Source organism: Streptomyces sp. IBSBF 2435 (assembly GCF_036815005.1).
In the GTDB taxonomy this organism is placed as follows: Bacteria; Actinomycetota; Actinomycetes; order Streptomycetales; family Streptomycetaceae; genus Actinacidiphila.
In genome coordinates, this window is record NZ_JAJSYW010000092.1 from 1 (window position 1) to 26247 (window position 26247).

The 26247-nt window shown below is 73.3% G+C and carries 29 protein-coding genes; 17 read left to right on the top strand and 12 right to left on the bottom strand.

The window, feature by feature from the left end:
* Positions 1-168: 168 nt before the first annotated feature.
* The 5 genes from V7E46_RS18880 to V7E46_RS18900 all read left to right on the top strand — a co-directional run bounded on the left by V7E46_RS18880 (position 169) and on the right by V7E46_RS18900 (position 6231).
* Positions 169-1287: an alpha/beta hydrolase family protein gene (locus V7E46_RS18880; protein WP_333769510.1), complete on the top strand. Its 1119-nt coding sequence runs from the start codon at positions 169-171 to the stop codon at positions 1285-1287.
* A gap of 63 nt (positions 1288-1350) precedes the next feature.
* Entirely contained in the window at positions 1351-2721 is a 1371-nt protein-coding gene (locus V7E46_RS18885; protein WP_333769511.1) for a hypothetical protein, read from the top strand.
* Between the two features lie 374 nt (positions 2722-3095).
* Entirely contained in the window at positions 3096-4694 is a 1599-nt protein-coding gene (locus V7E46_RS18890; protein WP_329180104.1) for an ABC-F family ATP-binding cassette domain-containing protein, read from the top strand.
* A 398-nt stretch (positions 4695-5092) separates the two neighbouring features.
* Positions 5093-5314, top strand: a complete 222-nt coding sequence (locus V7E46_RS18895; protein WP_031522969.1) for a helix-turn-helix domain-containing protein — start codon at positions 5093-5095, stop codon at positions 5312-5314.
* A 119-nt stretch (positions 5315-5433) separates the two neighbouring features.
* Positions 5434-6231 carry an enoyl-CoA hydratase/isomerase family protein gene (locus V7E46_RS18900; RefSeq protein WP_333769512.1) on the top strand — a complete coding sequence of 266 codons (798 nt, stop codon included), beginning with the start codon at positions 5434-5436 and terminating at the stop codon, positions 6229-6231.
* 22 nt (positions 6232-6253) lie between these two features.
* On the opposite strand, the gene V7E46_RS18905 is transcribed toward V7E46_RS18900, so the two are convergent.
* Positions 6254-7063, bottom strand: coding sequence for a nucleopolyhedrovirus P10 family protein (locus V7E46_RS18905; RefSeq protein WP_443054240.1), 810 nt, complete (start codon positions 7061-7063; stop codon positions 6254-6256).
* Positions 7064-7203: 140 nt separating this feature from the next.
* On the opposite strand from V7E46_RS18905, the gene V7E46_RS18910 reads away from it, so the two are divergent.
* From V7E46_RS18910 to amaP, 5 genes are all read left to right on the top strand, one after another.
* The gene (locus tag V7E46_RS18910) at positions 7204-7713 is read left to right on the top strand and encodes an Asp23/Gls24 family envelope stress response protein (RefSeq protein ID WP_333769513.1); all 510 of its coding nucleotides are present in this window, start codon (positions 7204-7206) and stop codon (positions 7711-7713) included.
* 82 nt (positions 7714-7795) lie between these two features.
* Positions 7796-7990, top strand: coding sequence for a hypothetical protein (locus V7E46_RS18915; protein ID WP_329180118.1), 195 nt, complete (start codon positions 7796-7798; stop codon positions 7988-7990).
* On the top strand, positions 7990-8361 hold the full coding sequence (locus tag V7E46_RS18920) for an Asp23/Gls24 family envelope stress response protein (protein ID WP_333769514.1): 372 nt from the start codon (positions 7990-7992) through the stop codon (positions 8359-8361). Before V7E46_RS18915 ends, V7E46_RS18920 begins: the two co-directional genes overlap by 1 nt.
* Entirely contained in the window at positions 8358-9053 is a 696-nt protein-coding gene (locus V7E46_RS18925; RefSeq protein ID WP_333769515.1) for a DUF6286 domain-containing protein, read from the top strand. The genes V7E46_RS18920 and V7E46_RS18925 overlap by 4 nt, the downstream gene beginning before the upstream one ends.
* 7 nt (positions 9054-9060) lie before the next feature.
* The gene (amaP, locus tag V7E46_RS18930; protein WP_333769516.1) at positions 9061-9657 is read left to right on the top strand and encodes an alkaline shock response membrane anchor protein AmaP; all 597 of its coding nucleotides are present in this window, start codon (positions 9061-9063) and stop codon (positions 9655-9657) included.
* 201 nt (positions 9658-9858) lie between these two features.
* Here amaP and V7E46_RS18935 read toward each other — a convergent pair whose 3' ends face one another.
* The 5 genes from V7E46_RS18935 to V7E46_RS18955 form a co-directional block, all read right to left on the bottom strand.
* The gene (locus tag V7E46_RS18935; protein WP_333769517.1) at positions 9859-10620 is read right to left on the bottom strand and encodes an SDR family oxidoreductase; all 762 of its coding nucleotides are present in this window, start codon (positions 10618-10620) and stop codon (positions 9859-9861) included.
* Between the two features lie 3 nt (positions 10621-10623).
* The gene (locus V7E46_RS18940; RefSeq protein ID WP_333769518.1) at positions 10624-12411 is read right to left on the bottom strand and encodes a glycoside hydrolase family 15 protein; all 1788 of its coding nucleotides are present in this window, start codon (positions 12409-12411) and stop codon (positions 10624-10626) included.
* Between the two features lie 53 nt (positions 12412-12464).
* Complete coding sequence (locus tag V7E46_RS18945; RefSeq protein WP_333769519.1) at positions 12465-13313, bottom strand: SURF1 family cytochrome oxidase biogenesis protein; 849 nt, start codon at positions 13311-13313, stop codon at positions 12465-12467.
* Between the two features lie 84 nt (positions 13314-13397).
* A complete protein-coding gene (locus V7E46_RS18950; RefSeq protein ID WP_329180131.1) occupies positions 13398-13649 on the bottom strand; it encodes a hypothetical protein in 252 nt (83 codons plus the stop codon).
* Between the two features lie 115 nt (positions 13650-13764).
* On the bottom strand, positions 13765-14757 hold the full coding sequence (locus tag V7E46_RS18955) for a DEDDh family exonuclease (protein WP_333769520.1): 993 nt from the start codon (positions 14755-14757) through the stop codon (positions 13765-13767).
* A gap of 151 nt (positions 14758-14908) precedes the next feature.
* Between V7E46_RS18955 and V7E46_RS18960 the strand changes: the two genes are divergently transcribed.
* From V7E46_RS18960 to moaA, 3 genes are all read left to right on the top strand, one after another.
* Complete coding sequence (locus V7E46_RS18960) at positions 14909-15823, top strand: sterol desaturase family protein (protein WP_333769521.1); 915 nt, start codon at positions 14909-14911, stop codon at positions 15821-15823.
* On the top strand, positions 15820-16551 hold the full coding sequence (locus V7E46_RS18965; RefSeq protein WP_333769522.1) for a lysoplasmalogenase: 732 nt from the start codon (positions 15820-15822) through the stop codon (positions 16549-16551). The genes V7E46_RS18960 and V7E46_RS18965 overlap by 4 nt, the downstream gene beginning before the upstream one ends.
* A gap of 186 nt (positions 16552-16737) precedes the next feature.
* Positions 16738-17727 carry a GTP 3',8-cyclase MoaA gene (gene moaA / locus V7E46_RS18970; protein WP_333769523.1) on the top strand — a complete coding sequence of 330 codons (990 nt, stop codon included), beginning with the start codon at positions 16738-16740 and terminating at the stop codon, positions 17725-17727.
* Here moaA and V7E46_RS18975 read toward each other — a convergent pair.
* Complete coding sequence (locus tag V7E46_RS18975; RefSeq protein ID WP_333769524.1) at positions 17710-17934, bottom strand: hypothetical protein; 225 nt, start codon at positions 17932-17934, stop codon at positions 17710-17712. The two genes, moaA and V7E46_RS18975, sit on opposite strands and share 18 nt — an antisense overlap.
* Positions 17935-18215: 281 nt before the next feature.
* Positions 18216-18575: a DUF3099 domain-containing protein gene (locus tag V7E46_RS18980; protein WP_333769525.1), complete on the bottom strand. Its 360-nt coding sequence runs from the start codon at positions 18573-18575 to the stop codon at positions 18216-18218.
* Between the two features lie 234 nt (positions 18576-18809).
* Between V7E46_RS18980 and V7E46_RS18985 the strand changes: the two genes are divergently transcribed.
* Positions 18810-19091: a GlsB/YeaQ/YmgE family stress response membrane protein gene (locus V7E46_RS18985; protein WP_329180144.1), complete on the top strand. Its 282-nt coding sequence runs from the start codon at positions 18810-18812 to the stop codon at positions 19089-19091.
* Positions 19092-19135: 44 nt separating this feature from the next.
* On the opposite strand, the gene V7E46_RS18990 is transcribed toward V7E46_RS18985, so the two are convergent.
* The 3 genes from V7E46_RS18990 to V7E46_RS19000 are packed head-to-tail and all read right to left on the bottom strand — an operon-like array spanning position 19136 to position 22633.
* Positions 19136-19687, bottom strand: coding sequence for an RNA 2'-phosphotransferase (locus V7E46_RS18990; protein WP_333769530.1), 552 nt, complete (start codon positions 19685-19687; stop codon positions 19136-19138).
* 34 nt (positions 19688-19721) lie between these two features.
* Positions 19722-21113, bottom strand: coding sequence for a metallopeptidase TldD-related protein (locus V7E46_RS18995; protein ID WP_333769526.1), 1392 nt, complete (start codon positions 21111-21113; stop codon positions 19722-19724).
* Positions 21110-22633, bottom strand: coding sequence for a TldD/PmbA family protein (locus V7E46_RS19000; protein WP_333769527.1), 1524 nt, complete (start codon positions 22631-22633; stop codon positions 21110-21112). Before V7E46_RS19000 ends, V7E46_RS18995 begins: the two co-directional genes overlap by 4 nt.
* A gap of 226 nt (positions 22634-22859) precedes the next feature.
* Here V7E46_RS19000 and V7E46_RS19005 point away from each other — a divergent pair, with 226 nt between their 5' ends.
* From V7E46_RS19005 to fabI, 3 genes are all read left to right on the top strand, one after another.
* Entirely contained in the window at positions 22860-23768 is a 909-nt protein-coding gene (locus V7E46_RS19005) for a lytic polysaccharide monooxygenase auxiliary activity family 9 protein (protein WP_329180151.1), read from the top strand.
* Positions 23769-23888: 120 nt separating this feature from the next.
* Entirely contained in the window at positions 23889-24608 is a 720-nt protein-coding gene (fabG, locus tag V7E46_RS19010; protein ID WP_329180153.1) for a 3-oxoacyl-[acyl-carrier-protein] reductase, read from the top strand.
* Positions 24609-24613: 5 nt separating this feature from the next.
* Positions 24614-25384: an enoyl-ACP reductase FabI gene (gene fabI, locus V7E46_RS19015; RefSeq protein WP_329180154.1), complete on the top strand. Its 771-nt coding sequence runs from the start codon at positions 24614-24616 to the stop codon at positions 25382-25384.
* 55 nt (positions 25385-25439) lie between these two features.
* On the opposite strand, the gene V7E46_RS19020 is transcribed toward fabI, so the two are convergent.
* Entirely contained in the window at positions 25440-26135 is a 696-nt protein-coding gene (locus V7E46_RS19020; protein ID WP_333769528.1) for a FadR/GntR family transcriptional regulator, read from the bottom strand.
* Between the last annotated feature and the right edge of the window lie 112 nt (positions 26136-26247).

Below are 26247 nucleotides of genomic sequence, written 5' to 3' on the forward strand. Positions count from 1 at the left end.
CCCCCCCCCCCCCCCCCCCCCCCCCCCCCCCCCCCCCCCCCCCCCCCCCCCCCGAGGGGCCCGGCGGCCACCGCCCCGGGCCAGGACGCGGGCGGGCCGGACGCGGGGACTAGCCACGGCGGCGGGTTCGAATGGCCGGGACGGCGATGGTCGATGACACTGGAAGGGATGCGACTTCGAACCGCGGTGGTGACAGCCACCGCCACCCTGGGTGCCGGCACCGCCGCAGTCGTGGCGGTCGGCCGGTACGGCTCACGTTTCGCCCTCAGGCCGTCCGCGGAGGACCCGGCGAAGGAGGGAGCGGTGACCGTCCACGCGGTCACCGCCGACCGCGTCGTGCTCACCAGGACCGCCGCGTCCGCCCGCCCCGGCACGTACGGCCTGACGGCCGACGGCCTGCACGCGCTGGCCGGCGACGTGGTGGACGGCACGGCCTGCACCGTGACCAGGAAGCTGCTCGCGGTACCGCACGGCTCCCTCGACCCGGGCACCCCGGTCCGGCTCACCCCGCAGGTGCACTGCGGGAATCCGCGGACCGCGCTGGGCCTGGACTACACCGAGGTGGACGTACCGGGCGAGCTGGGCCCGCTGCCCGGCTGGTATCTGCCGGGCAGCCGCAACACCTGGGTGATCACCGTCCACGGCCTGGGCACGACCCGCGCCCACGCGTTGAACGTGCTGCCCGCCCTGCACCGCAGCCGCTTCACCCAGCTGGCCCTTGGCTACCGCAACGACCCCGAGGCCCCGCCGTCGCCCGACGGCATCGGGCACCTGGGCCGTACCGAATGGCGCGACCTGGACGCGGCGATGCGGTACGCCGTCGACTACGGCGCCGAGCGCATCGTGCTGTACGGCTGGTCCACCGGCGCCACCATGGCGCTGCACGCCTCGCGGCTGTCGGCGCTCAAGGACCGGGTCAGCGGCCTGGTGCTGGACTCGCCGGTGCTCGACTGGCGGGCCACGGTCGCCGCCGCCGCCGAAGGGCACGGGCTGCCCGCCCCGCTGGCGCCGCTGGCCGTCCGCGCGGCGGAGGGCCGTTCCGAGCCGCACGGCCGCTACGGCGGCACCGCACCGGCCGACCCCGCGCCGCCCCAGGTGCCCACCCTGGTCTTCCACGGCCCGGGCGACACCCTCGCGCCCTGGGGCAGGTCCCGCGAACTCGCCGCGCGGCTCCCTGAGCTGGTGGTCCTGCACACCGTGCTCGGCGCCCAGCACGGGGCGATGTGGAACGCCGACCCGGCCACGTACGAGGAGACCCTGCGCCGCTTTCTGACCCCGCTCATGTGAGCGGCAACTGCCGGAAATCCCGGCCGATTGGGAATCTGGGCGTACAACGGCGAGACTGCTCCAGTGACGTCCCGTAGCCCGCGAGACACTCCGCTCCGCCTCGTCCCCCGCCGGCCGCTCACCGCCGCCCGCAGGACCGCGACAACGCGCAGGCCAAGGCCCCCGCGCCCGCCGGAAGGCACGCCTCCGCTGCCGGAACTCGCCCGGCTCGCCCGCACCGAACTGGCCGCCGCCGCACGGCTCGCCCGCTGGGCGGGCACCGCCCCCGGCAGCGCGGGGCCGACCGGGATACTGCCCGCCGAGTCCCTCGCGGAGGCGGCCGCCGCCCTGGAGCTGACGTCCGGCCAGATCCGTACCGCCTGGGACCGCGCCAGGCTGTCCGGGCTGATCGAACTGCACGGCGGCGCCGCCCGCCCCGGCTGGCGGCTGCGCGCCTGGGACACCGACGACACGGCGGTGCTGCGCGGCTGGGTCGCGCTCTTCGACGCATGGTCGCTGGCCCACCCCTTCCTGCCCGGCGACCGCAGCGGCCCCGACCCCGCCCTGGTCGCCGAAGTCGTGGAGGCGGCGCCGCAGTTGCTGTCCTTCCTGCACCTGTCGAACGGCCCCGTGCCGATCGACACGCTGCTCGACCTGCTGCGCCAGCGCGTCGCGGAATTGCGCACCGAACGCCACGAGCCGCCCGCCGACGGCGCGGGCGACCCGCTGCCGACCCTCCTCGACTGGACGCTGGAGGCCGCGGCGCGCGTCGGAGCGCTGAGCCCCCGCGACCCGCGGCGGCCCGACGAGGTCGCGCTCACCGCGCTGGGCAGCTGGGCGGTGTGGGTCAAGCTGGAGCAGATCTGCGTCGCCGCGCAGGGTCCCGCCGGGCACATGGAGCAGTCCGCCGCCACCATGCTCCGCGCCTGCGCCCGGCTCTCGCCGGGACCCGCGCGCGCCGAATACCGCGCCTGGCTCGCCGCCCGGCCCGTCGCGCCCGCCGTCGCCGAACTCCTCGACACCGCCCGCGGTGACGACGCGCTGCTGCGCGGCCTGGCCTTCGAGGCGCTGCGGGTCGTCGGCGACCCGGCGGAGCCCGCCGTACGCGGGGTGGTCGACGAGCCGGTGCTGCGCCCGTACGCGGTGCTGTGGCTCGCCGAACTCGACGGCGGCGACCCCGACACCGCGACCGGCCTGCTCACCCGGGAGGAGGCGACGTGGCTGTGGGTCGACACGGCGGCGGCGGTCGCGGACCACGGTGAGGACCATCTGCTGGTCAGCCACCTGGAGACGGCGGTCCAGGGCTCCGTCCCCGGGCTCCTCGAAGAAGTACGTGACGTCGGTCACCCCCGCACCGTCCAGGTCCTCGTCGCCCTGGCCGCCGCCCACCCCGACCCCGTCCTGGCCAAGGCGATGCGCAAGGCGGCCTTCCAGGTCCACACGGGGGAGGCCTAGCCTCCGCGCCGCAGACCCGGCGTTGCCCTACGCGGGTGGCTGCCCGCACAGTTCCGCCCCCAGCCCTCCTGGGCTGCGCCCTCTTCCGCCGAGTGAGGCTGACCCGCCCCAAAGGGGCGCGGGGAACTGCGCGCTCAGCCACGCCGCACCGCAGGTGTGAACGCCACCGCGAGTGGTACCCCCCGAGGGGGCGCGGGGGGCCGCGCGAGGGCCCGCGGAGAAGGGACCCCACCGCACCGTGGGGAAACCACGTCGCATGGGGCCAGTAGACTGGCCCCATGGCCGCACTGTTCCTCGATTAGCTCCGGCGTCACGACGCGCGCGACACGCCCACCCGGCCGTGAGGCCATCCGTTACGCCATGGAGCCAACCCCGTGATCACTGCCACCGGCCTAGAGCTGCGCGCCGGCGCCCGCATCCTCATCGAATCCGCCTCCTTCCGCATCGCCAAGGGCGACCGCATCGGCCTGGTCGGCCGCAATGGTGCGGGCAAGACCACCTTGACCAAGGTGCTGGCCGGCGAGGGCCAGCCCGCCGCCGGGAGCGTGACGCGGTCCGGGGAGGTCGGCTACCTCCCCCAGGACCCCCGCACCGGCGACCTGGACATGCTGGCCAGCGACCGCATCCTCGGCGCCCGCGACCTCGACGTCGTGCTGCGCAAAATGCGCGAGAACGAGGAGCGGATGGCGAACGGGAAGGGCGCCACCCGCGACAACGCGATGAAGAAGTACGCCCGGCTGGAAACCGAATTCCTCACCAAGGGCGGCTACGCCGCGGAGGCCGAGGCGGCCACGATCGCGGCGGCCCTCGGCCTGCCCGACCGCATCCTCGGCCAGCAGCTGCACACCCTGTCCGGCGGCCAGCGCCGCCGCGTGGAGCTGGCCAGGATCCTGTTCTCGGACGCGGACACCCTGCTGCTCGACGAGCCGACCAACCACCTGGACGCCGACTCGATCAGCTGGCTGCGCGACTACCTCAGGACGTACCGCGGCGGATTCATCGTCATCTCCCACGATGTGAACCTCATCGAGACGGTCGTCAACAAGGTCTTCTATCTGGACGCCAACCGCTCCCAGATCGATGTGTACAACATGGGCTGGAAGCTGTACCAGCAGCAGCGCGAGGCCGACGAGAAGCGCCGCAGGCGGGAACGCGCGAATGCGGAGAAGAAAGCCGCCGCGCTCAATTCGCAGGCCGACAAGATGCGCGCCAAGGCCACCAAAACCGTCGCGGCGCAGAACATGGCGCGGCGGGCCGACAAGCTGCTCGCCGGCCTTGACGCGATCCGGGTCTCCGACAAGGTCGCCAAGCTGCGCTTCCCCGACCCGGCGCCCTGCGGCAAGACACCGCTGATGGCCAGCGGCCTGTCGAAGTCGTACGGGTCGCTGGAGATCTTCACCGATGTGGACCTGGCGATCGACCGCGGCTCCCGGGTGGTCATCCTCGGTCTGAACGGCGCGGGCAAGACGACGCTGCTGCGGCTGCTGGCCGGGGTGGAGACGCCGGACACCGGCGAGGTCACCCCCGGGCACGGGCTGAAACTCGGCTACTACGCGCAGGAGCACGAGACGCTCGACCCGGAGCGCACGGTGCTGGAGAACATGCGCTCGTCGGCGCCGGACACCGATCTGGTGGAGATCCGGAAGATCCTCGGCTCGTTCCTCTTCTCCGGCGACGACGTCGACAAGCCGGCCGGTGTGCTGTCCGGCGGTGAGAAGACCCGGCTGGCGCTGGCCTCGCTGGTGGTGTCGAGCGCCAATGTGCTGCTGCTCGACGAGCCGACCAACAACCTCGACCCGGCCAGCCGTGAGGAGATCCTCGGCGCGCTGCACACCTTCAGCGGCGCGGTGGTGCTGGTCACCCACGACGAGGGCGCGGTGGAGGCGCTGCAGCCCGAGCGGATCATCCTGCTGCCGGACGGTGTCGAGGACCTGTGGGGCCAGGACTACGCGGACCTGGTCTCGCTCGCCTGACCGGCCGCCGCGCGGGTCGGCGGCACGGCCGCCGACCTGGCCGGACGCGAAGTGATCATGCCGATTCGATCATTCGGCCCACCGCGGGTCCGTCATCTGTGTGAGTCGGGCTGGTACCGCTCGCGCTCGGGCCCTCGCGGGACGGCAGTGTCTGGTGATCGGTGGTGTGACGTCGGCAAACACCTTACCGACGGCCGCTGACCTGCTGGTATCGCGCGGGCGTGTGTCGCCGCGGCGAATTCGGCGGCGGAAATTCCCCGCCGGAGACCGTTCGTGGCCGCCTGCCGCGGCATTCAGGTTGCGATTGCCGCTGGACAGACCTTGTCGAATGGGTGGCCAGGAAGGCGCTTAGGGGTGATCATGAGAGTCCATAGCGCACTTCCCTGGAGGAGGCACGGGTGGCCGAGACTCTGAAGAAGGGCAGCCGGGTGACCGGCGCCGCGCGCGAGAAGCTCGCGGCGGACCTGAAGAAGAAGTACGACTCCGGAGCGAGCATCCGGGCACTGGCCGAGGAAACCGGCCGGTCCTATGGATTCGTGCACCGGATGCTCAGCGAGTCCGGCGTGACCCTGCGCGGTCGCGGCGGAGCTACCCGAGGCAAGAAGGCCGTCACGGCCTGAGCCGGCCCTGACGACCTGATCTCGACGGGCGGGCATCTCCCGCACCCAGCGGGTCGGCGTACCGAGCGGTTGGTTACTCTTCGGTAGTAGTCAATCCGTGGTCCGCTCGGAGGTGCCCGATGCCCGATGACAAGATCCTGCTCGAACGCGACGGAGTCCGCCTCGCCCTGGACGGCAGCGGTACCGTCGCCACCATTACCCTGTGCAACCCGGCCAAGCGCAACGCGCAGTCGCCCGCCCTGTGGCAGGCGCTGATCGATGCGGGCCGGACTCTGCCGGGGCAGGTACGCGTCGCGGTGCTGCGCGCCGAGGGGCCGTCCTTCTCCGCCGGGCTCGACCGGCAGGCGTTCACCCCCGAGGGCTTCGACGGCGAGCTGTCGTTCCTCACACTCGGGCGCGGCTCGGATGCCGAGCTCGACACGACCATCTCCACCTATCAGCAGGCCTTCACCTGGTGGCGGCGGACCGACCTGATCACGATCGCCGCTGTCCAGGGCCATGCCATCGGGGCCGGTTTCCAGCTCGCGCTGGCCTGTGACCTGCGGGTGTGCGCGGACGACGTGCAGTTCGCGATGCGCGAGACCAGCCTCGGCCTCGTACCCGACCTCACCGGCACCAAGCCGCTGGCCGAGCTGGTCGGTTACGGGCGCGCGCTGGAGATCTGCGTGACCGGCCGCTACGTGCACGGCGCCGAGGCGGAGCGCACCGGGCTCGCCAATCTCGTGGTGCCCGCCGCCGAGCTGGACGCCGCCGTCGCCGACCTGACCGCGGCCCTGCTGGCGCCGCCGCGCGACGCCGTCAACGAGACCAAGGCCCTGCTGCGTACCGCCCTGGCCCATTCCGAGACCGACCAGTACGCGGCGGAGCGCGCCGCCCAGACCCGACGGCTGCGCAGCCTGGCCGGCGCCGCCGAGTAACCCGTACGGACGCGGGGCGCGGTCAGAGCGTGTCGGTCACCACGACCGCCGTCGTCACCGGCCCCGGCGCGTCCGCCGCCGCGACGGGCCTGATCGCGGCGGTCACCGCGCGGGCCACCACCGACGGGCGGTGGCCCGCCGCCACCGCGAACTGGAGCTGGACGCCGCGGCCCGCGGCCCTACCGTCACCGGCCGCGGTGTCGCGGACCCGGACGCCCGCGCCGAGGCCGGCCAGCCGCCGGGTCAGCCGCAGCACCCCCGGCACGGCCAGCGCGGCGGCCTCCACCCGGGCCGCGGGTCCGCCGTCCGCCGGGCCCTCGCCCAGCTCGCGGACCGAGGTGCCGTCGTCCACCACGACACCTTCGAGGACCGGGTCCCGCGGCGGCTCGCCGTCGAGCAGCCCGGTGACCGCCAGGTCGACCGAGCCGACCGGCACGCCCAGCCAGTCCTGGGCCGTCGCCCACAGCGCCGCCCGCAGCCGGTCCGCGGTGCGCGGCAGCGGCTCGTCGAGCGCGGCCTCGAAGCCGGCGCGGATCCGCAATGGCCGGTGCGGCAGCGCGCCCACCGGCGCGGCGTCGTCCACGTCCGCCGCCCCCGCCGTGTCCACGCCGGTGCCCGGGGCCGCGCCGCCGGTGTCCTCGGCCGCTTCCTCGGCCAGTTCCAGCGCCACCGTCCCGAGCCGCACGCCCGGTACGGCCGCCGCGGCGCGCCGCAGCGCGTGGACGGTCGCGCTCTCGGTGATCCAGGCGGCGTCCCCTGTCCCGCCCAGCGGGAGGAGCCGCCCCAGCGCCACCTGCTCCCTTACCGTCCGGGCCAGTCGGTCCATGGTCACCAGGTTTCCTCGCCTTCCGGTGCTGCCGACCACTCGATTGGGGGGGTCGGTGATCCCCTCTGGGCGCATCCCCGCAGCGCTAACGGGCATGCGGACTTAGTGTGGTGCACGGAGCAGCCCAGACGAAGGGACGACTCGCGATGACGGACAGCGCGCAGCACAACCGGCCCGAGCCCGACGGCTCGTCACTGACGGCCGACAGCGGCAGAACCCTCGACAAGGGCGCTGCGGGCGGATCGGCCCGCAAGGTACTCGGCGACCCGGCGAGCCGGGGCCGCACCACCATCGCCGACGGTGTGGTCGAGAAGATCGCCGGCCTCGCGGCCCGCGACGTGGTGGGCGTCCACGCGATGGGCACCGGCCTGTCCCGTACGTTCGGTGCGGTGCGCGACCGCGTTCCCGGCAGTACGCGTTCGGTGACCCGCGGCGTCAAGGCCGAGGTGGGCGAGGTGCAGACCGCGCTCGACCTCGACATCGTCGTCGAGTACGGCGTGTCGATCGTCGAGGTCGCCCGCGCGGTGCGGGAGAACGTGATCGCGGCGGTGGAGCGGATGACCGGACTCGAAGTCGTCGAGGTCAATGTCGCCGTCGGCGATGTGAAGCTGCCGGACGAGGACGATGACGACGACCGTGAGCAGCGGGTCCAGTAGTGAGACCGGATCAGCACACGGGCCATGGGCCCCGCCCCGCAGCCGTCGGGGCGAGCGCAGCCGAGCGGACGGGAAACGGACGATGAGCATGGCGGTGATCGGCCTCGCGGCCGGAATGGCACTGGGCTTCGCCGGGTATTTCGGCGGCTTCGGCGCCTTCCTCGTGGTGGCTCTGCTCGGCGCGGTCGGTTTCGTGGCCGGCAAGTTCTTCGACGGGGACCTGGAACCCGGCGACTTCTTCCGCTCGCGTGACCGCGACCGTGACCGGCGGCGCTGATGGCCTCAGCCGTACCCGGACAGCTCCCCGCCGCCGACCGCGGCGCGCTGCGGATCGCGGACCGGGTGGTCGCCAAGATCGCCGCCCAGGCGGCGGGTGAGGCGCTGTCCGACGCGCCCGGCTCCGACCTGGTGCCGCGCGACGCGGAACCGCACGCCTCGGTGTCGGTACGCAAGGACACCGCCCGGCTGCGGCTGGCCCTGGAGTTGGGCTACCCGGTGAACATCGGGGCGGTGTGCGGCACGGTCCGGCGGCATGTCACCGGCAGGGTCGAGGCGTTGACGGGTATGGATGTACCCGAGGTGGCCATCGAGGTGGAAAGGCTGCACTCCGCGGCGGCGCGCCGCAAGGGCGAGGGGAGGGTCGAATGAGCGACGACTCGGGCAGCCACGTCTACCGCGAACAGGACCCGGGCGATTCCGACGCCGACAACGCGCGGGTCAGTATCGCCAAACGGCCCGAGGACGAGCAGTACGCGGCGGCCCCGTCGGGTCTGCCCGGCAGCGGCCGGACCCGCAAGGTCCGCCGCTTCTGGTCCGGCCGCCGCGTCCCCGCCGCCCTGTCCGCGGCGGTGATCCTCGGACTCGCGGGCCTGTTCCTCTACGACATCGCGTCGGTCCGCGCCGACCGCAAGGCGATGAGCTGGCGGGTCACGCTCGCCCATCAGCTCGCCACCCGGCACCTGGACGACGTGTGGATCATCCTCGGCGCCGCGGTCGCCGCCGCGCTCGGCCTGTGGCTGCTGGTCCTCGCCCTGACCCCCGGCGAGCGCGCGGTGCTGCCGATGGCCCGCAGCGGAACGGCGGGCGTCCGCGCGGGAATCGACCGGCATGCGGCCGAACTGGTGCTGCGCGACCGGGCGATGGAGGTCCCCGGGGTGCGCTCGGCCCGGATCGACGTCAGCCGCCGCAAGGTCAAGGCCCGCGCCACCTCGCACTTCCGCGAACTCGAAGCGGTGCGCGGCGATCTGACGACCGCGCTCGGCGAGGCCGTACGGCAACTGGGCCTGGCCAGGCCGCCCCAGCTGAGCATTCACCTGCAGCGGTCAGAGAAGAAGGGGTGACCGTGCGATGCGCACCACACTCAACCGGGTCCTCCTCGCGCTGATCGGCCTCATCCTGCTGGTGGTGGGGCTCTCGGTGCTGGTCGGCAGCCTCGACCTGCAACGGCACTGGGACTTCACGATGCCCCAGTGGTGGCCCTTCACCGGCCCGAAGGACGTGCTGCTCGCCAACCACGACAGGACCCGCTACCGCTCGGACGGGTGGTGGTGGCCGGTGGTCATCGCCGTGCTCGCGGTCCTGCTGCTGGCCGGCCTGTGGTGGCTGCTCGCCCAGGCCCGCACGAAGCGGCTGCGCCAGATCAGGATCGACAGCGGCGACGGGCAGGGCGCGCTGCTGCGCGGACGCGCGGTGGAGAACGTGCTGCGCTCGGAGGCGGGGGCGTACGAGGGCGTGGAGTGGTCCAGCGCGGTGCTCACCGGGCGGCGGGGGACACCCGAGGCGCGGCTCGTGCTGGGCCTTGCCCCGCACGCCACGCCGCAGGAGGTCGTCACCGGCCTCGACACGGAGGTCCTGGAGCGGGCCCGCAATTCGGCGGGCCTTTCCGAACTCCCCGCCGAAGCGCGCCTCCGCGCGGTCCGCCACCGCGCCGCCCGCGTCAGCTAGCCCCCTGCGGGGCCGCACCGTTCTCCTGGCGGGTGCCTCGTCCTGCGCGCTCGTGCCCGCGGCTGCGCCGTGGCCTGTCGCGCGGTTCCCCCGCGCCCCTGACGGCGTGCCCTCCGCGGCAGGGGCGAGCCCTTGGCGGACGCGGCAGGCCGCGACGGACCGTCGGGTGGGGCACCGGCCCCGAACTCGGACCCGGGAGGGTCAGAGGGCGTGCTGGGCGCCGCCGTCGACGGGGAGCAGGACCCCCGTCAGATAGGACGCCGCCGGCGAGAGCAGAAACGCCGCGGCCCGGCCGAACTCGGCCGGCGTACCGTACCGCCGCAGCGGGACCCCCGCCTCGTTCCGCTCGCGCGCAAGCGCCGGCTCACCGCCCAGCGCGTCCAGTTCGCGCACGCGATCGGTGTCGATGCGGGACGGCAGCAGCCCGACGACCCGGATCCCGCGGGGGCCGACCTCCGCGGCCAGCGTCTTGGCGTAGCCCGCGAGGCCCGGCCGCAGGCCGTTGGAGATCGCGAGTCCGGGAATCGGCTCACGCACCGAACCGGACAGCACGAAGCCGATGACCCCGCCCTCCCCGAGGGCTTCCGCGGCGGCCCGCGCCAGCCGCACCGCACCGAGGAAGACCGACTCGAAGGCGGCCTGCCACTGCTCGTCCCCGGTGGCGGCGGCCGTGCCGGGGGGCGGCCCGCCGACGCTGATCAGCACACCGTCGAGCCCGCCGAAGCGGGTCCTGGCGGTGTCCAGCAGCAGGCCCGGCGTCGCGGGGTCCGCGTTGTCCGCGACGACGCCCCACGCCCGCCCGGGACCGCCGATGTCCGCCGCCGCCGCGTCGAGCGTGGCAGCGGTGCGCCCGGAGAGCACCACCTTGGCGCCCTCAGCGGCGAGTTCGCGTGCCGCGGCGAGCCCGAGGCCGCGTCCGCCCCCGGTGACCACGTACACCCGGTCCTTGAGCCCGAGATCCATCGCTCAGCCCGTCCTCACGTCGTGGCCCGACAGCGCGAGCGCGCTATTGACCAGGCCCACATGGCTGAACGCCTGGGGGTAGTTGCCCAGTTGGCGCCCGGCGACCGGGTCCCACTCCTCGGCGAGCAGCCCGACGTCGTTGCGTACGGTCAGCAGCCGTTCGAACAACTCCCGCGCCTCACCGGTGCGCCCGGTCACATGCAAGGCGTCGGCGAGCCAGAACGAGCAGGCCAGGAAGGCGCCTTCACTGCCGGGCAGCCCGTCCACGCCGCTGGCGTCGGGGGAGTAGCGGCGGACGAACCCGCCGTGGTCCAGTTCCCGCCGCACCGCCTCGACCGTGCCGACCACCCGGCGGTCGCTCGGCGGCAGGAAACCGACCTGCGGGATCAGCAGCGTGGCCGCGTCCAGCTCGGTGGAGCCGTAGGACTGCGTGAAGGTGTTGCGCGCGGCGTCGTAGCCCTTCTCGCACACCTCGGCGTGCACCTGCGCCCGCATCGAGCGCCAGCGGTCCACGTCGCCGCGCAGCTGCGGGCGGGCTTCCACCGTGCGCACCGCGCGGTCGGCCGCGACCCAGGCCATCACCTTGGAGTGCACGAAGTGCCGGCGCGGGCCGCGTACTTCCCACAGGCCCTCGTCCGGCTCGTGCCACTTGGACTCCAGGAACTCCATCAGCATCCGCTGCACGTTCCAGGCGTGCGGCTCGTCGCGCAGCCCGCTGTTCCTGGCCAGGAAGAGCGAGTCGAGGACTTCGCCGTAGACGTCCAGCTGGAGCTGGCCTGCGGCGGCGTTGCCGACCCTGACCGGCGTGGAGTTCGCGTAGCCCTTGAGCCAGGGCACCTCGTACTCGGTCAGCCGCCGCTCACCTGCGATGCCGTACATGATCTGCAGGTCGGCCGGGGCGCCGGCCACCGCCCGCAGCAGCCAGTCCCGCCAGGCCTGCGCCTCGGCGAGGAAGCCGCCGGAGACCAGCGCGTTGAGGGTGAGGGCGGCGTCCCGCAGCCAGCAGAAGCGGTAGTCCCAGTTGCGCACCCCGCCGATCTCCTCGGGCAGCGAGGTGGTCGCGGCGGCGGCGATACCGCCGCTGGGCGCGTACGTCAGGGCCTTGAGGGTGATCATGGAGCGCAGCACGGCCGCCCGCCACGGCCCTTCGTAGCTGCACCGGGCCGACCACTTCTCCCAGTCCTCCAGGCTCTGGTCGAGCGCGGTGAAGGGGTCCGCCCGGCGAGGCCGGCCGGCGTGCGAGGGGTGCCAGGTCAGGACGAAGGCGACCCGTTCACCGGCCGAGACGGTGAAGTCGGAGTAGGTCCGCATGTCCTTGCCGTACATCGGCAGCGGCGGCTCGGTGCGCAGCCACACCGCGTCGGGACCCGCGACGGCCACCCGCTGGTGGTCGGCGCGCCGCATCCAGGGCACCACGCTGCCGTAGTCGAAGCGCAGCGTCAGCTCGCTGCGCATGGCGACCTCGCCCGAGACGCCCTCGACGACCCTGATCACATCGGGCGCGCGGTCGCGCTGCGGCATGAAGTCGGTGACCTTGACGGTGCCCGCCGGGGTGTGCCACACGGTGTCGAGCACCAGGGTGTCGCCGCGGTAGGAGCGCTCGCTGCACTGGTCGGCGTCGAGCGGGGCGAGCCGCCAGCGGCCGTTGCCCTCGTCGCCCAGCAGCGCGGCGAAGCACGCGGCGGAGTCGAAGCGCGGCAGGCACAGCCAGTCCACGGACCCGTCCCTGCCCACCAGTGCGGCGGTCTGGAGGTCGCCGATGAGCGCGTAGTCCTCGATACGTCCTGGCACGGGTCAGCCTCGCCGCCTTCCGGTGGTGTCTGTCGAGTGTGCTGGTCCCGCCGCTAGACCGCTACCGGAACACTGCCCTCGGGCTCCTGCGGGGTCTCCGAGTGCTTCTTCCGGGCCGCCAGTACCTCGGCGCGCTCGCGGCGCAGCAGCACCACCCAGCCCACCGGCACCATCGCGGTGAACAGCCACCACTGGATCGCGTAGGCCATGTGCGGACCGATGCTGCTGTGGTCGGGGTCGGGGATCAGCGCGGGCTGGCCGTGCGCCGGCTTGGGCGAGGTGGACACCAGCTCCAGGTAGCCGCCGACCGGCTGCGCGGGCAGGCCGCCGGCCGATTCCACCGCGGAGCCGTTGATCAGCATGATCTGCCGGGGCGGGAGCCCCGACCTGTCGCGGATGCCGGTGCTCGACGTGGACTCGTCGGGCCGCAGCCGCCCCACGACCGTGACCTCGCCTGACGGCGGCGGGGTGATCCGCGGGAATTCCGTCGGGTCGTCGCCCGGCGAGATCCAGCCGCGGTTGATCAGCACCGCCCGGCCGTCGTCCAGGATCAGCGGGGTGATGACGTGGTAGCCGACCTCTTCGCCGCCGCCCGAGCTGTCGTCCGACCCGGAGTTGCCGGCGGTGCGGTGCCGGGCGACGACCTCGTGCGCGGTGTCGTAGTGGCCGGTGGCGGTCACCATCCGGTAGAGGTCCTTGTGCGGCACCTGGTAGCCGGGGGAGGTCACCGACTCGACCGGTACGGGGGTGGCCTTGAGGCCGGCCGCGATGATCCTGTTGTTCGCCACCCGGTGCTCATGGCGGTGCAGCTGCCAGAAGCCCAGTCTGATCATCACCGGGATCAGCAGCAGACCGACGAGGGTGAGGATCACCCATTGGCGGGACAGCAGGAAGCGGTACACCCCACGACGGTACAACTCGGCCGCGGGGCGTCCGCGGGTAGGGGGTCGGTCGGCCCCGCGGGTGCGGGGTGTGCGGGCCGCGGCTCAGGCGTGCGTCGGGGTGTCGGCGTGGTCGACGATGCCGGCGGCGCCCTCCGCCTTGGCGCAGTGGCCGCTGCAGAACCAGTGGCCGTCGACCTCCACGCCGTGTCCGATGACCTGCACCCGGCAGTGCTCGCAGATCGGCGCCATCCGGTGGACGGCGCACTCGAAGCAGTCGAAGACGTGCACCGCGCCCTGGGCGTGCACCTCGAAGCTCATCGCATAGTCGTTTCCGCAGACTTCGCATCGTGCCATGAGGCCAGGCTGCGGTGCCCGGGCGGCCCGGGCAACCCGGCGGCGGGCGTGTTGCCCGCCCGCCACCCGGACGGCCGCTGCCGTGGACCGCCACAGAGCGGCGGCGCTGTACGGGTCAGCCGTGCACGCCGGCGGCCGGGGTGACGGCCTTGAGCAGCTCGGTGAACTGCCGCTCGTCGATCACCGGCGTCCCGTAGGCGCGGGCCTTGGCCACCTTGCCGGTGGGGGAGCCCGGGTCGTTGGTGACCAGGACGCTGGTGAGCCGGCTGACGGCGGAGGCGACGTGCAGCCCGGCGTCGGTGGCCCGGTCCTCCAGCAGCTCCCGGTCGATACCCGTGTCGCCGGAGAAGGCCACCCGCATGCCCTGGACCAGCGGCCCGTCGGGCGCCAGCCGCCCGGGGTTGGCGTAAGGGCACGGCGGGCGCCTGCGGGCCGGCCGCCAGCCGGAGCGCGGGCCCGAGCCGTACAGCGCGCCGTAACGCGGCGCGGGCACCGCCGGGTCCACCCATTCGGTCAGCGGGCGGCAGGCGTGCAGCGGCAGCGGCAGTTCGGCCGCGGCGGCCAGATGCAGGCTCGGCCGGAAGGTCTCGGCCAGCACCCGGGCGTCGTCCAGGGCGTGGTGGGCGCGCTGCTGGACCACCCCGTAGTGCGCGGCCAGCGACTCCAGCTTGTGGTTCGCCAGCGGCAGCCGCAGCTCCTTGGCCAGCACGATGGTGCACAGCCGGTGCTCCACCGGCGCGGCGGACCGCGCCCTGGCGTACTCCCTGGCCAGCATCGACCAGTCGAAGACCGCGTTGTGGGCCACCAGCACCCGCCCGGCGAGGCGTTCGGCCAGCTCGCCGGCGATCTCCGGGAAGAGCGGAGCGTCGGCGAGTATCGCGCCGGTCAGCCCGTGGATCCACACCGGACCCGGGTCGCGCTGCGGATTGACCGGCGAGTACCAGTGGTCCTGGACCTCGCCGCGGGCGCCGAGGCGGTAGACCGCGGCGGACACGATCCGGTCGTCCTTGCCCAGCCCGGTGGTCTCGACGTCGACCACCGCATAGCCCTCGGGATAGCCCGCGGGCCATGGCGAAGGGGGCGGCGGCGCGGTCCGGTTGTCCAGCATGGTCACTGAGGATACGGCGCGCCGCCGACAGTGGATCATCCCGTACACCCGAGGGGTCCGCCGCCGGTGCCGCGGAGTTGACGCGTACGCGTCCGTACTAATCGGTAACAACCTCTGGCGGACGCCCTGGACGTGCCTCTATGGTGCGCGCATGCCGCAACTGCCCGATGTCGTGCTGTGGTCGATACCCGCCTTCGTGCTGCTCGCCGTCGTCGAGATGGTGAGCTACCGCATTCACCCCGACGAGGACGCGGCCGGGTACACCGGCCGGGACACCGCCACCAGCCTGTCCATGGGCCTGGGCAGCCTCGTCACGGACGCGCTGTGGAAGATCCCGGTGGTGGCGGTCTACTCGGGCGTCTACGCGCTCACCCCGCTGCGGGTGCCAGTGCACTGGTGGACGCTGCCGCTGATGCTGCTCGCCCAGGACTTCTTCTACTACTGGTCGCACCGCGGCCACCATGTGATCAGGCTCCTGTGGGCGTGCCACGTCGTGCACCACTCCAGCCGCAACTTCAACCTGTCCACCGCGCTGCGGCAGCCCTGGACCAGCCTGACCTCCTGGCCGTTCTACCTGCCGCTGATCGCGCTCGGCGTGCACCCGGCGGCGCTGGCGTTCTGCTCGTCGGTCAACCTCGTCTACCAGTTCTGGATCCACACCGAGCGCGTCGACCGGCTGGCCCGCCCGCTGGAGTTCACCCTCAACACGCCCTCGCACCACCGGGTCCACCACGCCTCCCAGGGCGGCTACCTGGACCGCAACTTCGGCGGCATCCTCATCGTCTGGGACCGGCTCTTCGGCTCCTTCGCCGCCGAGACGCAGCGCCCCGTCTACGGCCTGACGAAGAACATCGCCACCTACAACCCACTCCGGGTCGCGACCCACGAATACGCCGCCCTCGCCCACGACCTGGCGGCGGCGGCCGGATGGCGCGACCGGGTGGCGCACCTGCTACGCGGCCCCGGCTGGCGCCCCGCCGCGGCGCCCGACCCCGCGGCGGAAGCGGAAGCGGCGGCCGGAGCCGCCGGAGCCGCCGGCAGCCGGACCCCGGAGCCCGCCGCGTGACGGCGAACGGCGCGGCTGCGGGCACCAGGGCCGCGCCGGAGCGGGCGGGCGCCGCCCTCGCCGCCTTCTGCGCGCTGGCGTGCCTCCAACTGGCGGCCCTCGGCGCACACCAGGGCCTCTTGCGCGACCTGGGCAAACCGCTGCTGATGCCCGCGCTCGCCGTCTGGGTGTGGACCTGGCGCGGCGCGCGGCTGCTGGTCGCGGCGCTGCTGTGCGGCTGCGGCGGCGATGTCCTGCTGGGGGTCGGCGGCACCGTGCCGTTCCTGCTCGGCATGGGCTGCTTCGCCGCCGGGCACGTCTGCTATCTGAGGCTCTTCGTCCGGCTCGGCGGTTTCACCGGGCCGCGCAGGGCGGTACGCGCGCGCTGCGCGGCCTACGCCGGGGCGTGCGCGGTCCTGGTTGTGCTGCTGTGGCCGGGCCTGGACGCCGGGATGCGGATCCCGGTGGCGCTCTACAGCATGCTGCTGACCGCGATGGCCGCGGGCGCGTACGGCCTCGGCGGCGCCGCGCTCGCCGGCGCCGCGCTCTTCCTGCTGTCGGACACCCTGATCGCGGCCGGCCTCTCGGACTGGCCCCGGCCGCCGGGCCACGACCTGTGGATCATGGCGACGTATCTGGTGGGGCAGGCCCTGCTGGCCTTCGGGGTGCGCAGGGCCGGCGGCGCCGTACGTCCCGCGCCCCGTGCGGCGGCGCCGGTGGCCGCGGCGGCGGCGCGGGGCGGTCCTTAGCGCTCGGGCAGGCGACGCCTGCGGCCCGGCAAGGTGCCCCGGACCAGCGGATTCAACAGTCTGTTGCAAAGCGGCGGGTGTCGCGTACGCTTCGGCGGTGACCGCCGCCCGGCTGCTTTGTCGGCGCGGGGCCATAGGCTGGACGGACGGACGGCGCGGCCAGGCGCCCGGAGGGAGGCGGAGCACGTGCTCATCGACACCTACGGACGCGTGGCCACCGACCTGCGCGTCTCGCTCACCGACCGGTGCAATCTGCGCTGCACCTACTGCATGCCGGAGGAGGGCCTGCAGTGGCTCGCGAAGCCCGATCTGCTCACCGACGACGAGATCGTCAGGATGGTGCGGATCGCGGTCACCGGCCTCGGTGTCACCGACGTCCGCTTCACCGGCGGCGAGCCCCTGCTGCGCCCCGGGCTGACCGGCATCGTCGAACGGTGCGCCGCGCTCGAACCGCGCCCCCGCATGTCGCTGACCACCAACGGCATCGGGCTGCGCAGGACCGCGGACGCGCTGCGGGCGGCGGGCCTGGACCGGGTCAACGTCTCGCTCGACACCCTGCGCCCCGAGGTCTTCCGCACCCTGACCCGCAGGGACCGGCACGCCGACGTGCTCGCGGGCCTCGCGGCAGCCGCCGCGGCGGGCCTCGCGCCGCTCAAGGTCAACACCGTGCTGATGCGCGGGATCAATGACGACGAGGCGCCCGGCCTGCTCCGGTGGGCGCTGGACCACGGCTACGAACTGCGGTTCATCGAGCAGATGCCGCTGGACGCCCAGCACGGCTGGCAGCGTACCGACATGGTGACCGCCGACGAGGTGCTGGCGGCCCTCGGCACCCGCTTCGTGCTCACCCCGGAAGGCGAGACGGTACGCGGCTCGGCCCCCGCCGAGCGCTGGCTGGTGGACGGCGGCCCGGCCAGGGTCGGGGTGATCGGCTCGGTCACCCGCCCGTTCTGCCGGGCCTGCGACCGCACCCGGCTGACCGCCGACGGTCAGGTGCGCAACTGCCTGTTCGCCCGCGGGGAGTCCGACCTGCGCGCCCCGCTGCGCTCCGGCGCGTCCGACGCGGAGATCGCCGAGCTGTGGAAGGCGGCGATGTGGGGCAAGAAGGCCGGCTCGGGCCTGGACGACCCGGCGTTCCTCCAGCCGGACCGGCCGATGTCAGCCATCGGCGGCTGACCGCTGCTCCCACTCGGCGAGCGCCACCACGTCCTTGAGGAAGCCGCGCATGCCGAGGAACTGCGCCAGGTGCTCACGGTGCTCGTCGCAGGCCAGCCAGGTCTTGCGCCGCTCGGCTGTGTGCAGCTTCGGGTTGTTCCACGCCAGCACCCACACCGCGGCCGTGCGGCACCCCTTGGCCGAGCAGATCGGCGTCTCGTCGTTCACACGTCCCAGTAAACCGCAGCGCGCCCGGCGCCCGGCCCGGCCGGAAGGCGGGTGCGGCCCGAGCCCCGGCCGCCCCCGGACATGGCGACGCCGGGCAGCCACGGGGGGAGCCGCCCGGCGTCGGTCCATCGCTCCGACGGGGGATGCGGAGCGCCTACGAAGTATGTCATGCACTGACGCGTTGGCGGGAGTGGAACGTCGCCATTGATCTGAGCCTTTCTTGAGGTTCCGCTTCCCCGGCCGCGCTGGTCCGGACCTGGGCAGCCCGCCCCGATCCCAGGTCAGAAGGTGTCGGCCGGATCGGCGAGCGGCTCGGCCGCGCGTTCCGCTCCGGACTCCACTTTGGTCGCCTCGATCGCCGGCCGGACCGGTGGCGGGACGTAGGCCGCGGGCGCCACGGGCGCGTTCTCCCTGCCCGCATTGGCGTAGACCACTGCGATGTACGGGAGCAGCAGACCGATCGCCAGACACGCCCAGGCCAGCGGGCGCTCGATATTCCACAGCACGACCGTGAGGATCACCGAGACGGTACGGACCGACATCGAGATGATGTACCGCCGCTGCCGTCCGCGTACGTCCTCGGTCAGCCCGGTACGCGCCCCGGAGATCTGGTAGACCTCAGGCCCGCCCTGCTTCCGCATCGCATTCCACCGCCGCTCGACTGTCCGGGCCGCACTGCTCACGGGTTGCAGCGCGCCACACCGGATGCCACTACGGTACGCCGCGCGGCGCGTGCGCATCAGAGCGGGGGAGCGGCGGGTCTTTGCGCCGTTCGGACCATGGTTGCCCCCCGACATGCGGCGTAGCCCGGCCGGACGGAGACTTGCCGCACGAGTACCGGGCGCCGGCCGCCCGGTGACGAGGAGGCGAGCGGCATGGGTTGGCTGTGGGCGATCATCGTCGGTCTTGTGCTTGGCCTCATCGCCAAGGCGATCCTGCCAGGCAGGCAGAGCCTGCCGCTGTGGCTCACCGTGATCTGCGGCATGGGCGGCAGCATCCTCGGCAATGCCGCGTCGACCTGGCTCGGGGTCAACGACACCAAAGGCTTCGACTGGACCCGGCATGTCCTCCAGCTCATCGGCGCGGTCATCGTCGTGGGGCTCGGCGACGCCCTGTGGTCCGCGTTCAAGGGCAGGCGCAGGACGACCAGGGTCTGAGGGCCGCGGGCCGGTCCGGCGGACTCCGGGAGCCCGCCGGAGGGTCAGCCCGGCTGCACCCGCAGCCATCGCGGCGCCACGGGACCGGTCAGCCACACCCCGTTGTCGCTGACCCGGAAGACCTGGCCCCCGGCGGCGAGCCCCGCCGCATCCACCGCGAGCACCACGGGACGGCCGTGCCGCGACCCCACGCGCACGGCCGTCCCGCGGTCCGCCGACAGGTGGACGTCCTGCCGCGCCATCGGCAGCAGCCCGTCGCGCAGGACCAGCGGCAGGGTGGCCGCCGCCGTCCCGTGGAAGAGCACCTCGGGCGGCGCCGCCGGCGCGAGGCCCAGGTCCACCGGCAGGGTGTGCCCCTGGCTGGCCCTGATCCGCCGGCCGTCCTCGGAGTACGCGAACCGCCGCTTGTCGTTGGTGGCGACCACGTGGTCCAGCTCCGCCCGCGTCAGGCTCCTGCCGTGGGCGGAGCACGCGGCCAGCAGCGCGCCCACGTCCACCCAGCCCGCCTCGTCCAGCGCCAGCCCTATCCGCTCCGGCCGGTGCCGCAGCACCAGCGACAGGAACTTCGACGTCTTGACCGTCCGCTTCTCGTCCAGCATCCCCCCGGCCCCCCTGATGTCCCCGGGCGTCTCAGACACCCTGGCTGACCGAACTCATGTTGAAGTCCGGCACCCGCAGCGCCGGCGCCGCCGCCCGGGTGAAGTAGTCGCTCCACTCGCGGGGCAGCGTCCGCTCGCTGCGGCCCGCCTCGACCGCCCGGCCCAGCAGGTCGACCGGTGACTCGTTGAAGCGGAAGTTGTTCACCACGCCCGACACCTCGCCGCCCTCGACCAGGTAGACGCCGTCCCTGGTCAGGCCGGTCAGCAGCAGCGTCGCCGGATCGACCTCGCGGATGTACCACAGGCAGGTCAGCAGCAGGCCGCGCTCGGTGCCCGCCACCATCTCGGCCAGCGACCGCTTGCCGCCGCCCTCCAGGATCAGGTTGTCGGCCGCCGGCGCCATCGGCAGCCCGGTCAGCGCGGCGCTGTGCCGGGTGGTCGGCAGATTGCGCAGGGTGCCGTCCCGCAGCCAGTCCACCGGGCCGACCGGCAGCCCGTTGTCGAAGACCGAGGCGTCGTCGCCCGACGCGTGCGCGACCACGAAGGGCGCCGACTCCAGGCCCGGCTCGACCGGGTCGCTGCGCAGCGTCAGCGGCAGCGCCGCCAGCTGCTCGCCGACCCGGGTGCCGCCGCCGGCCCTGCTGAAGACCGTACGGCCCTCCGCGGCGTCCCGGGCGCCCGAGGACCACAGCTGGTAGACCATCAGGTCGGCGACCGCCGACGGCGGCAGCAGCGTCTCGTAGCGCCCGGCCGGCAGGTCGATCCGCCGCTCCGCCCAGGCCAGCCGCTGCGCCAGTTCGGCGTCCAGCGCCAGCGGGTCGACATCGGTGAAGTCCCGGGTGGCCGCGCCCGCCCACGCCGACCGGGTGCGGTCGGGGGACTTGGCGTTGACCTCCAGCGTGCCGTTCGGCTGGTCGTGCCGCAGCCGCAGCCCGGCCGACGTGCCCAGATACGTCGAGGTCACCGAGTGGAAGGCGAAGCCGTACAGCTGCCGCCCGCCGGCCCGCGCGAGGGCGAAGGCCTCCCCGAGCGCGGGCGCGAAGGCCGCGAAGACCCCCGAGGCGGTCTCGGCCGGCGCGTCGGTGAAGTCCGCGGACTGCGGCACCCCGGTCACCAGCGGCTGCGCGTCCTCGGCGGGACCTGCCTCGCGGGCCGCCGCCTCGGCCGCCCGCACCAGCGGCTCCAGCTCGTCCGCGGTGACCGCGGTGCGCGACACCACCCCGGAGGCGGCGCCCTGCCCGCCGTCAACCGTCGCGATGACCGTCAGCGTCCGCCCGCGGGTGACCCCGTTGGTGGTGAGCGCGTTGCCGGCCCAGCGCAGATTGGCGCTGGACTCCTCGTCGGCGATGACCACACAGCCGTCCGCCGCCGACAGCTCCAGCGCCCGCTCGACCAGCTCGTGCGGCTTCGTCGTCGTGCTCATCGCCCCGCCTCCTGGGTGGTGTTCAGAATGTTGACGCCCCGGAACAGCGCGGAGGGGCACCCGTGGGACACCGCGGCGATCTGGCCCGGCTGGGCCTTTCCGCAGTTGAACGCCCCGCCCAGGACGTACGTCTGCGGGCCGCCGACGGCCTCCATCGAGCCCCAGAAGTCGGTGGTGGTGGCCTGGTAGGCGAAGTCCTTGACCTGGCCGTCGAGGCGGCCGCCCCGGATCGCGTACGCCCGCTGACCGGTGAACTGGAAGTTGTAGCGCTGCATGTCGATCGACCAGGACCGGTCGCCGACCACGTAGATGCCGCGCTCGACCCCGCCGATCAGCTCCTCGGTGGACGGGCCGTCCGGCGCGGGCTGGAGGGAGACGTTCGCCATCCGCTGGACCGGCACATGGCCGGGGGAGTCGGCGTAGGCGCAGCCGTTGGAGCGCTCGAAGCCGGTGAGCCTCGCGATCCTGCGGTCCAGCTGGTAGCCGACCAGCACACCGTCCCTGACCAGGTCCCAGGACTGGCCGGCCACGCCCTCGTCGTCGTAGCCGACGGTGGCCAGGCCGTGCTGGGCGGTGCGGTCGCCGGTGACGTGCATCAGCGGCGAGCCGTACTTCAGGGTGCCCAGCTGGTCGAAGGTCGCGAAGGAGGTGCCGGCGTAGGCGGCCTCGTAGCCGAGGGCGCGGTCCAGCTCGGTGGCGTGGCCGATGGACTCGTGGATGGTCAGCCACAGGTTGGACGGGTCGACCACCAGGTCGTACGCACCCGCCTCGGCCGAGGGCGCGCGCATCTTCTCGGCCAGCAGGCCGGGGATCGCGGCGAGTTCGCCGTCCCAGTCCCAGCCGCCGTCGGTCAGGTACTCCCAGCCGCGGCCGGCCGGCGGGGCCAGGGTGCGCATCGACTCGAAGCCGCCGCCGTCGGGGTCGACGCTGACCGCGGTGAGCTGCGGGTGCAGCCTGACCCGCTGCTGGGTGGTCGTGGTGCCCGCGGTGTCGGCGTAGAACTTGTTCTCGTGCACCGCGATCAGCGAGGCGTCCGCGTGCGAGACGCCGTCCGCGGCCAGCAGCCGGCCGCTCCACTCCGCGAGCAGCCCGGTCTTGTCCGCGTCGGGGACGTCGAACGGGTCGATCCCGTAGGCCGACACCCAAGTGCGGTCCGCGTGCACCGGCTCGTCCGCCAGCTCGACCCGCTCGTCGGAGCCGGCCGCCGCGATCACCCTGGCGCTCAGCTTGGCCATAGCCACGGCCTGCGAGGCGACCTTGGCCGCCGCGTCCATCGTCAGGTCCACGCCGGAGGCGAAGCCCCAGGCGCCGCCGTGCACCACCCGGACCGCGTAGCCCAGGTCCGTACTGTCCGACGTCCCGGCAGGCCGCGCGTCCCGCAGCCGCCAGGCGGCGCTGCGTACCCGCTCCAGCCGGAAGTCGGCGTGATCGGCGCCCAGCGCCCGCGCTCTGGCCAGCGCCGCGTCGGCGAGTGCCCGCAGCGGCAGCGCGAGGAATGACTGATCGACCTCATGAGGCACGGCGAACTTCCCTTCGCGTCGGCGTGTCCGCAGTGAATCATGCCGCGCCGGGGGTGGACGGCGCCGCGAATTTCGGCGCGGCGGCCTGTCGCGGCCGACCGTCAGGTGTACCAACAGGCCTTTCTGCGGCAGCTCTTGGCTTGGTCCAGACCAATCTCTATGCTCGTGGTGCCGCCCTCTCTTGTCCGCACCGCATCACCGCACGCTCGACAAGGAGCCCCCCACCATGTCAGTACGCCGCAAGGCCGCCGCCCTGGGCGCGGTCGGCGCCACCACCCTGGTCATCGCCGGGCTCACGCCCGGCTCGGCCAGCGCGCACGGAGCGCTCAGCACCCCGGTCAGCCGGATCTCCGCCTGCTACGCGGAAGGCCCGGAGAACCCGAAGTCGCAGGTGTGCAAGGACCTCGTCGCCGACAGCGGCACCCAGCCGCTGTACGACTGGAACGAGGTCAACATCGCCAACGCCAACGGGCAGAGCCGGACGATCATCCCCGACGGCCACCTCTGCTCCGCCGACCGCGACAAGTACCGCGCGCTGGACTGGGCCCGCACCGACTGGCCGGCCACCCCGGTCCAGGCGGGGCAGACCACCGTCAGCTTCAAGGTCACCGCACCGCACCGCGGGGTCATGACGCTCTACATCACCAAGCAGGGCTACGACCCGACGAAGCCGCTGAAGTGGTCCGACCTCGACACCACCCCGGTCGCCACCTACACCACCGCGGCCTCCTCGCCCGGTTACTACACCTTCCCCGCGACGCTGCCGTCCCGCACCGGCCGGCAGCTGATCTACCAGGTGTGGCAGCGAAGCGACAGCCCCGAGGCCTTCTACGGCTGCGCGGATGTCGTCTTCGGACAGACCGTGCAGGCGGCGAAGGCGGCCACCGCCGACATCGCCAAGGCACCGACCGACGCCCAGATCACCGCGGGCGAGGCGAAGTCGACCGTCGTCCACCACGGCCACGGCGGTGACGCCCCCGTCACCTCCACCACCGGCAACCTCGCGACCAGCAACGTGGCCGCGAGCAGCAGCACCCTGGAGACCGCGCTGTCCGGCAGCGCGATCCTGGCCAGCGGCGCGGTCGGCCTGCTGGTCTACAGCCGCCGCAGGGCCGGGGCGCGCAACCAGGGCTGACGGCCGGCCCCTGTAGGAACCCCACAGGGTCGGCCGGGGCAGCCTGTCGGGGCCGATTCCCCGGAACGGCGCCGGGACCGATAGCTTTCACGGAGATACTCACGACTGAGGAGTGATCCGTTGAGCCGCTCGGTTCTCGTCACCGGAGGAAACCGGGGCATCGGCCTCGCCATCGCCCGGGCTTTCGCCGACGCGGGCGACAAGGTCGCCATCACGTACCGCTCGGGCGAGCCGCCGGCCGACCTCGTGGCACTCGGTGTGCTCGCGGTGCGCTGCGACATCACCGACGCCGAGCAGGTCGAACAGGCCTACAAGGAGGTCGAGGCGGCGCACGGCACGGTCGAGGTCCTGGTGGCCAACGCCGGCATCACCCGCGACCAGCTGCTGATGCGCATGTCGGAGGAGGACTTCACCGCGGTCCTCGACACCAATCTCACCGGCACCTTCCGGGTGGTCAAGCGCGCCAACCGCGGCATGCTGCGGGCCAGGAAGGGCCGGGTCGTGCTGATCTCGTCGGTGGTCGGCCTGCTGGGCTCGGCGGGACAGGCCAACTACGCCGCCTCCAAGGCCGGCCTGGTCGGCTTCGCCCGCTCGCTGGCCCGCGAGCTGGGTTCGCGCAACATCACCTTCAACGTCGTGGCACCCGGCTTCGTCGACACCGACATGACCCGGACACTCACCGACGAGCAGCGCGCGGGCATCGTGGCGCAGGTGCCGCTGGCCCGCTACGCGCAGCCCGAGGAGATCGCCGCCGCGGTGCGTTTCCTGGCGTCCGACGACGCCGCGTACATCACTGGAGCCGTCATCCCGGTTGACGGCGGATTGGGCATGGGTCACTGACCACCATGAGCGGAATCCTCGACGGCAAGCGCATCCTGATCACCGGTGTGCTGATGGAGTCCTCCATCGCCTTCCACACCGCCAAGCTGGCCCAGGAGCAGGGCGCCGAGATCATCCTGACCGCCTTCCCCCGGCCGACCCTGACCGAGCGGATCGCCCGCAAGCTACCCCGTCCGACGAAGGTCGTCGAGCTGGACGTGACCAACGCCGAGCACCTGGCGGGCCTGGAGAGCGTCGTGCGCGACGAGCTGGGCGGCCTCGACGGCGTGGTCCACTCGATCGGCTTCGCCCCGCAGGACGCGCTCGGCGGCAACTTCCTCAACACCCCCTTCGAGTCGGTCGCCACCGCGATGCACGTGTCGGCGTACTCGCTCAAGTCGCTCACCATGGCCTGCCTGCCGCTGATGACGGAAGCCGGCGGCTCGGTCGTCGGCCTCACCTTCGACGCGCAGTACGCCTGGCCGCAGTACGACTGGATGGGCCCGGCCAAGGCCGCCCTCGAAGCGACCTCGCGCTACCTGGCCCGCGACCTGGGCAAGCAGAACATCCGCTGCAACCTGATCTCCGCGGGCCCGATCGGCTCGATGGCCGCCAAGTCCATCCCGGGCTTCTCGGACCTGGCGGACGTGTGGAACCACCGCTCGCCGCTGGAGTGGGACATGTCCGACCCCGACCCCGCCGGGCGCGGTGTCGTGGCGCTGCTGTCCGACTGGTTCCCCAAGACCACCGGCGAGATCGTGCACGTCGACGGCGGGGTGCACGCGATCGGCGCGTAGGTTCTCGCGCAGGACCTCCGGCATCCCCGCGGGATGCCCGAACGCGGCGGCGGGCTCAGTCCGCCGCCGCGTTCGTCATGGCGCGGAAGCGGCAGTGGAAGGCGTGGTCGCGGGCCTCGGCCGCCGCCCGCTCCCGGTCGCCGGCCCGGATCGCGGCGACCAGCCGCGCGTGGTCGAGGTGGTCCTCCGGCCGCAGTTCGGTGCCGACGTCGGCCCGCAGGAAGTCCCGCAGCACCTGGCCGAGGTCGGCGTACAGGGCGGTCAGCACCTCGTTGTGCGAGGCCGCCACCACCGCCAGGTGCAAGGTGGCGTCGGCCTCGACGAAGGCCTCAGCGTCCCCCGAGTCCCAGGCCAGCTCCCGCCGCTCCAGCAGCGCGTCGAGCTGCCGCAGGTCCGCCTCGTCGCGCCGCTCGGCGGCCAGCGCCGCCGCGGTGGTCTCCAGCGCCCCGCGCAGCTCGGCGATGTGCAGCTGGTCGGCGCCCGCGAACCGCCGCTGCATCACCCCGGCCAGCTCGCTGGTCGCCACCACGTAGGTGCCGGAACCCTGCCTGATGTCGAGCAGGCCGTTGTGCGCGAGCGCCCTGACCGCCTCCCTGACGGTGTTGCGGGCCACCCCGAGCCGTTCGACCAGCTCGGGCTCGGTGGGGATACGGCTGCCCACCGGCCAGCTGCCCGAGGTGATCTCGGCCCGCAGCCGGGCGATGACCTGGTCGGCGAGGGTGGCACTGCGGGGCACGGGTCCGAGATTCATCCCATCATTCTATGATGGGTCCATGCACGATGACGACTCCTTGACCCTCGATCCGGCCACGACCCTGGAAAAGGCACCGCCGCAGCGACTCGAAGGTCAGCTCCCGCACATC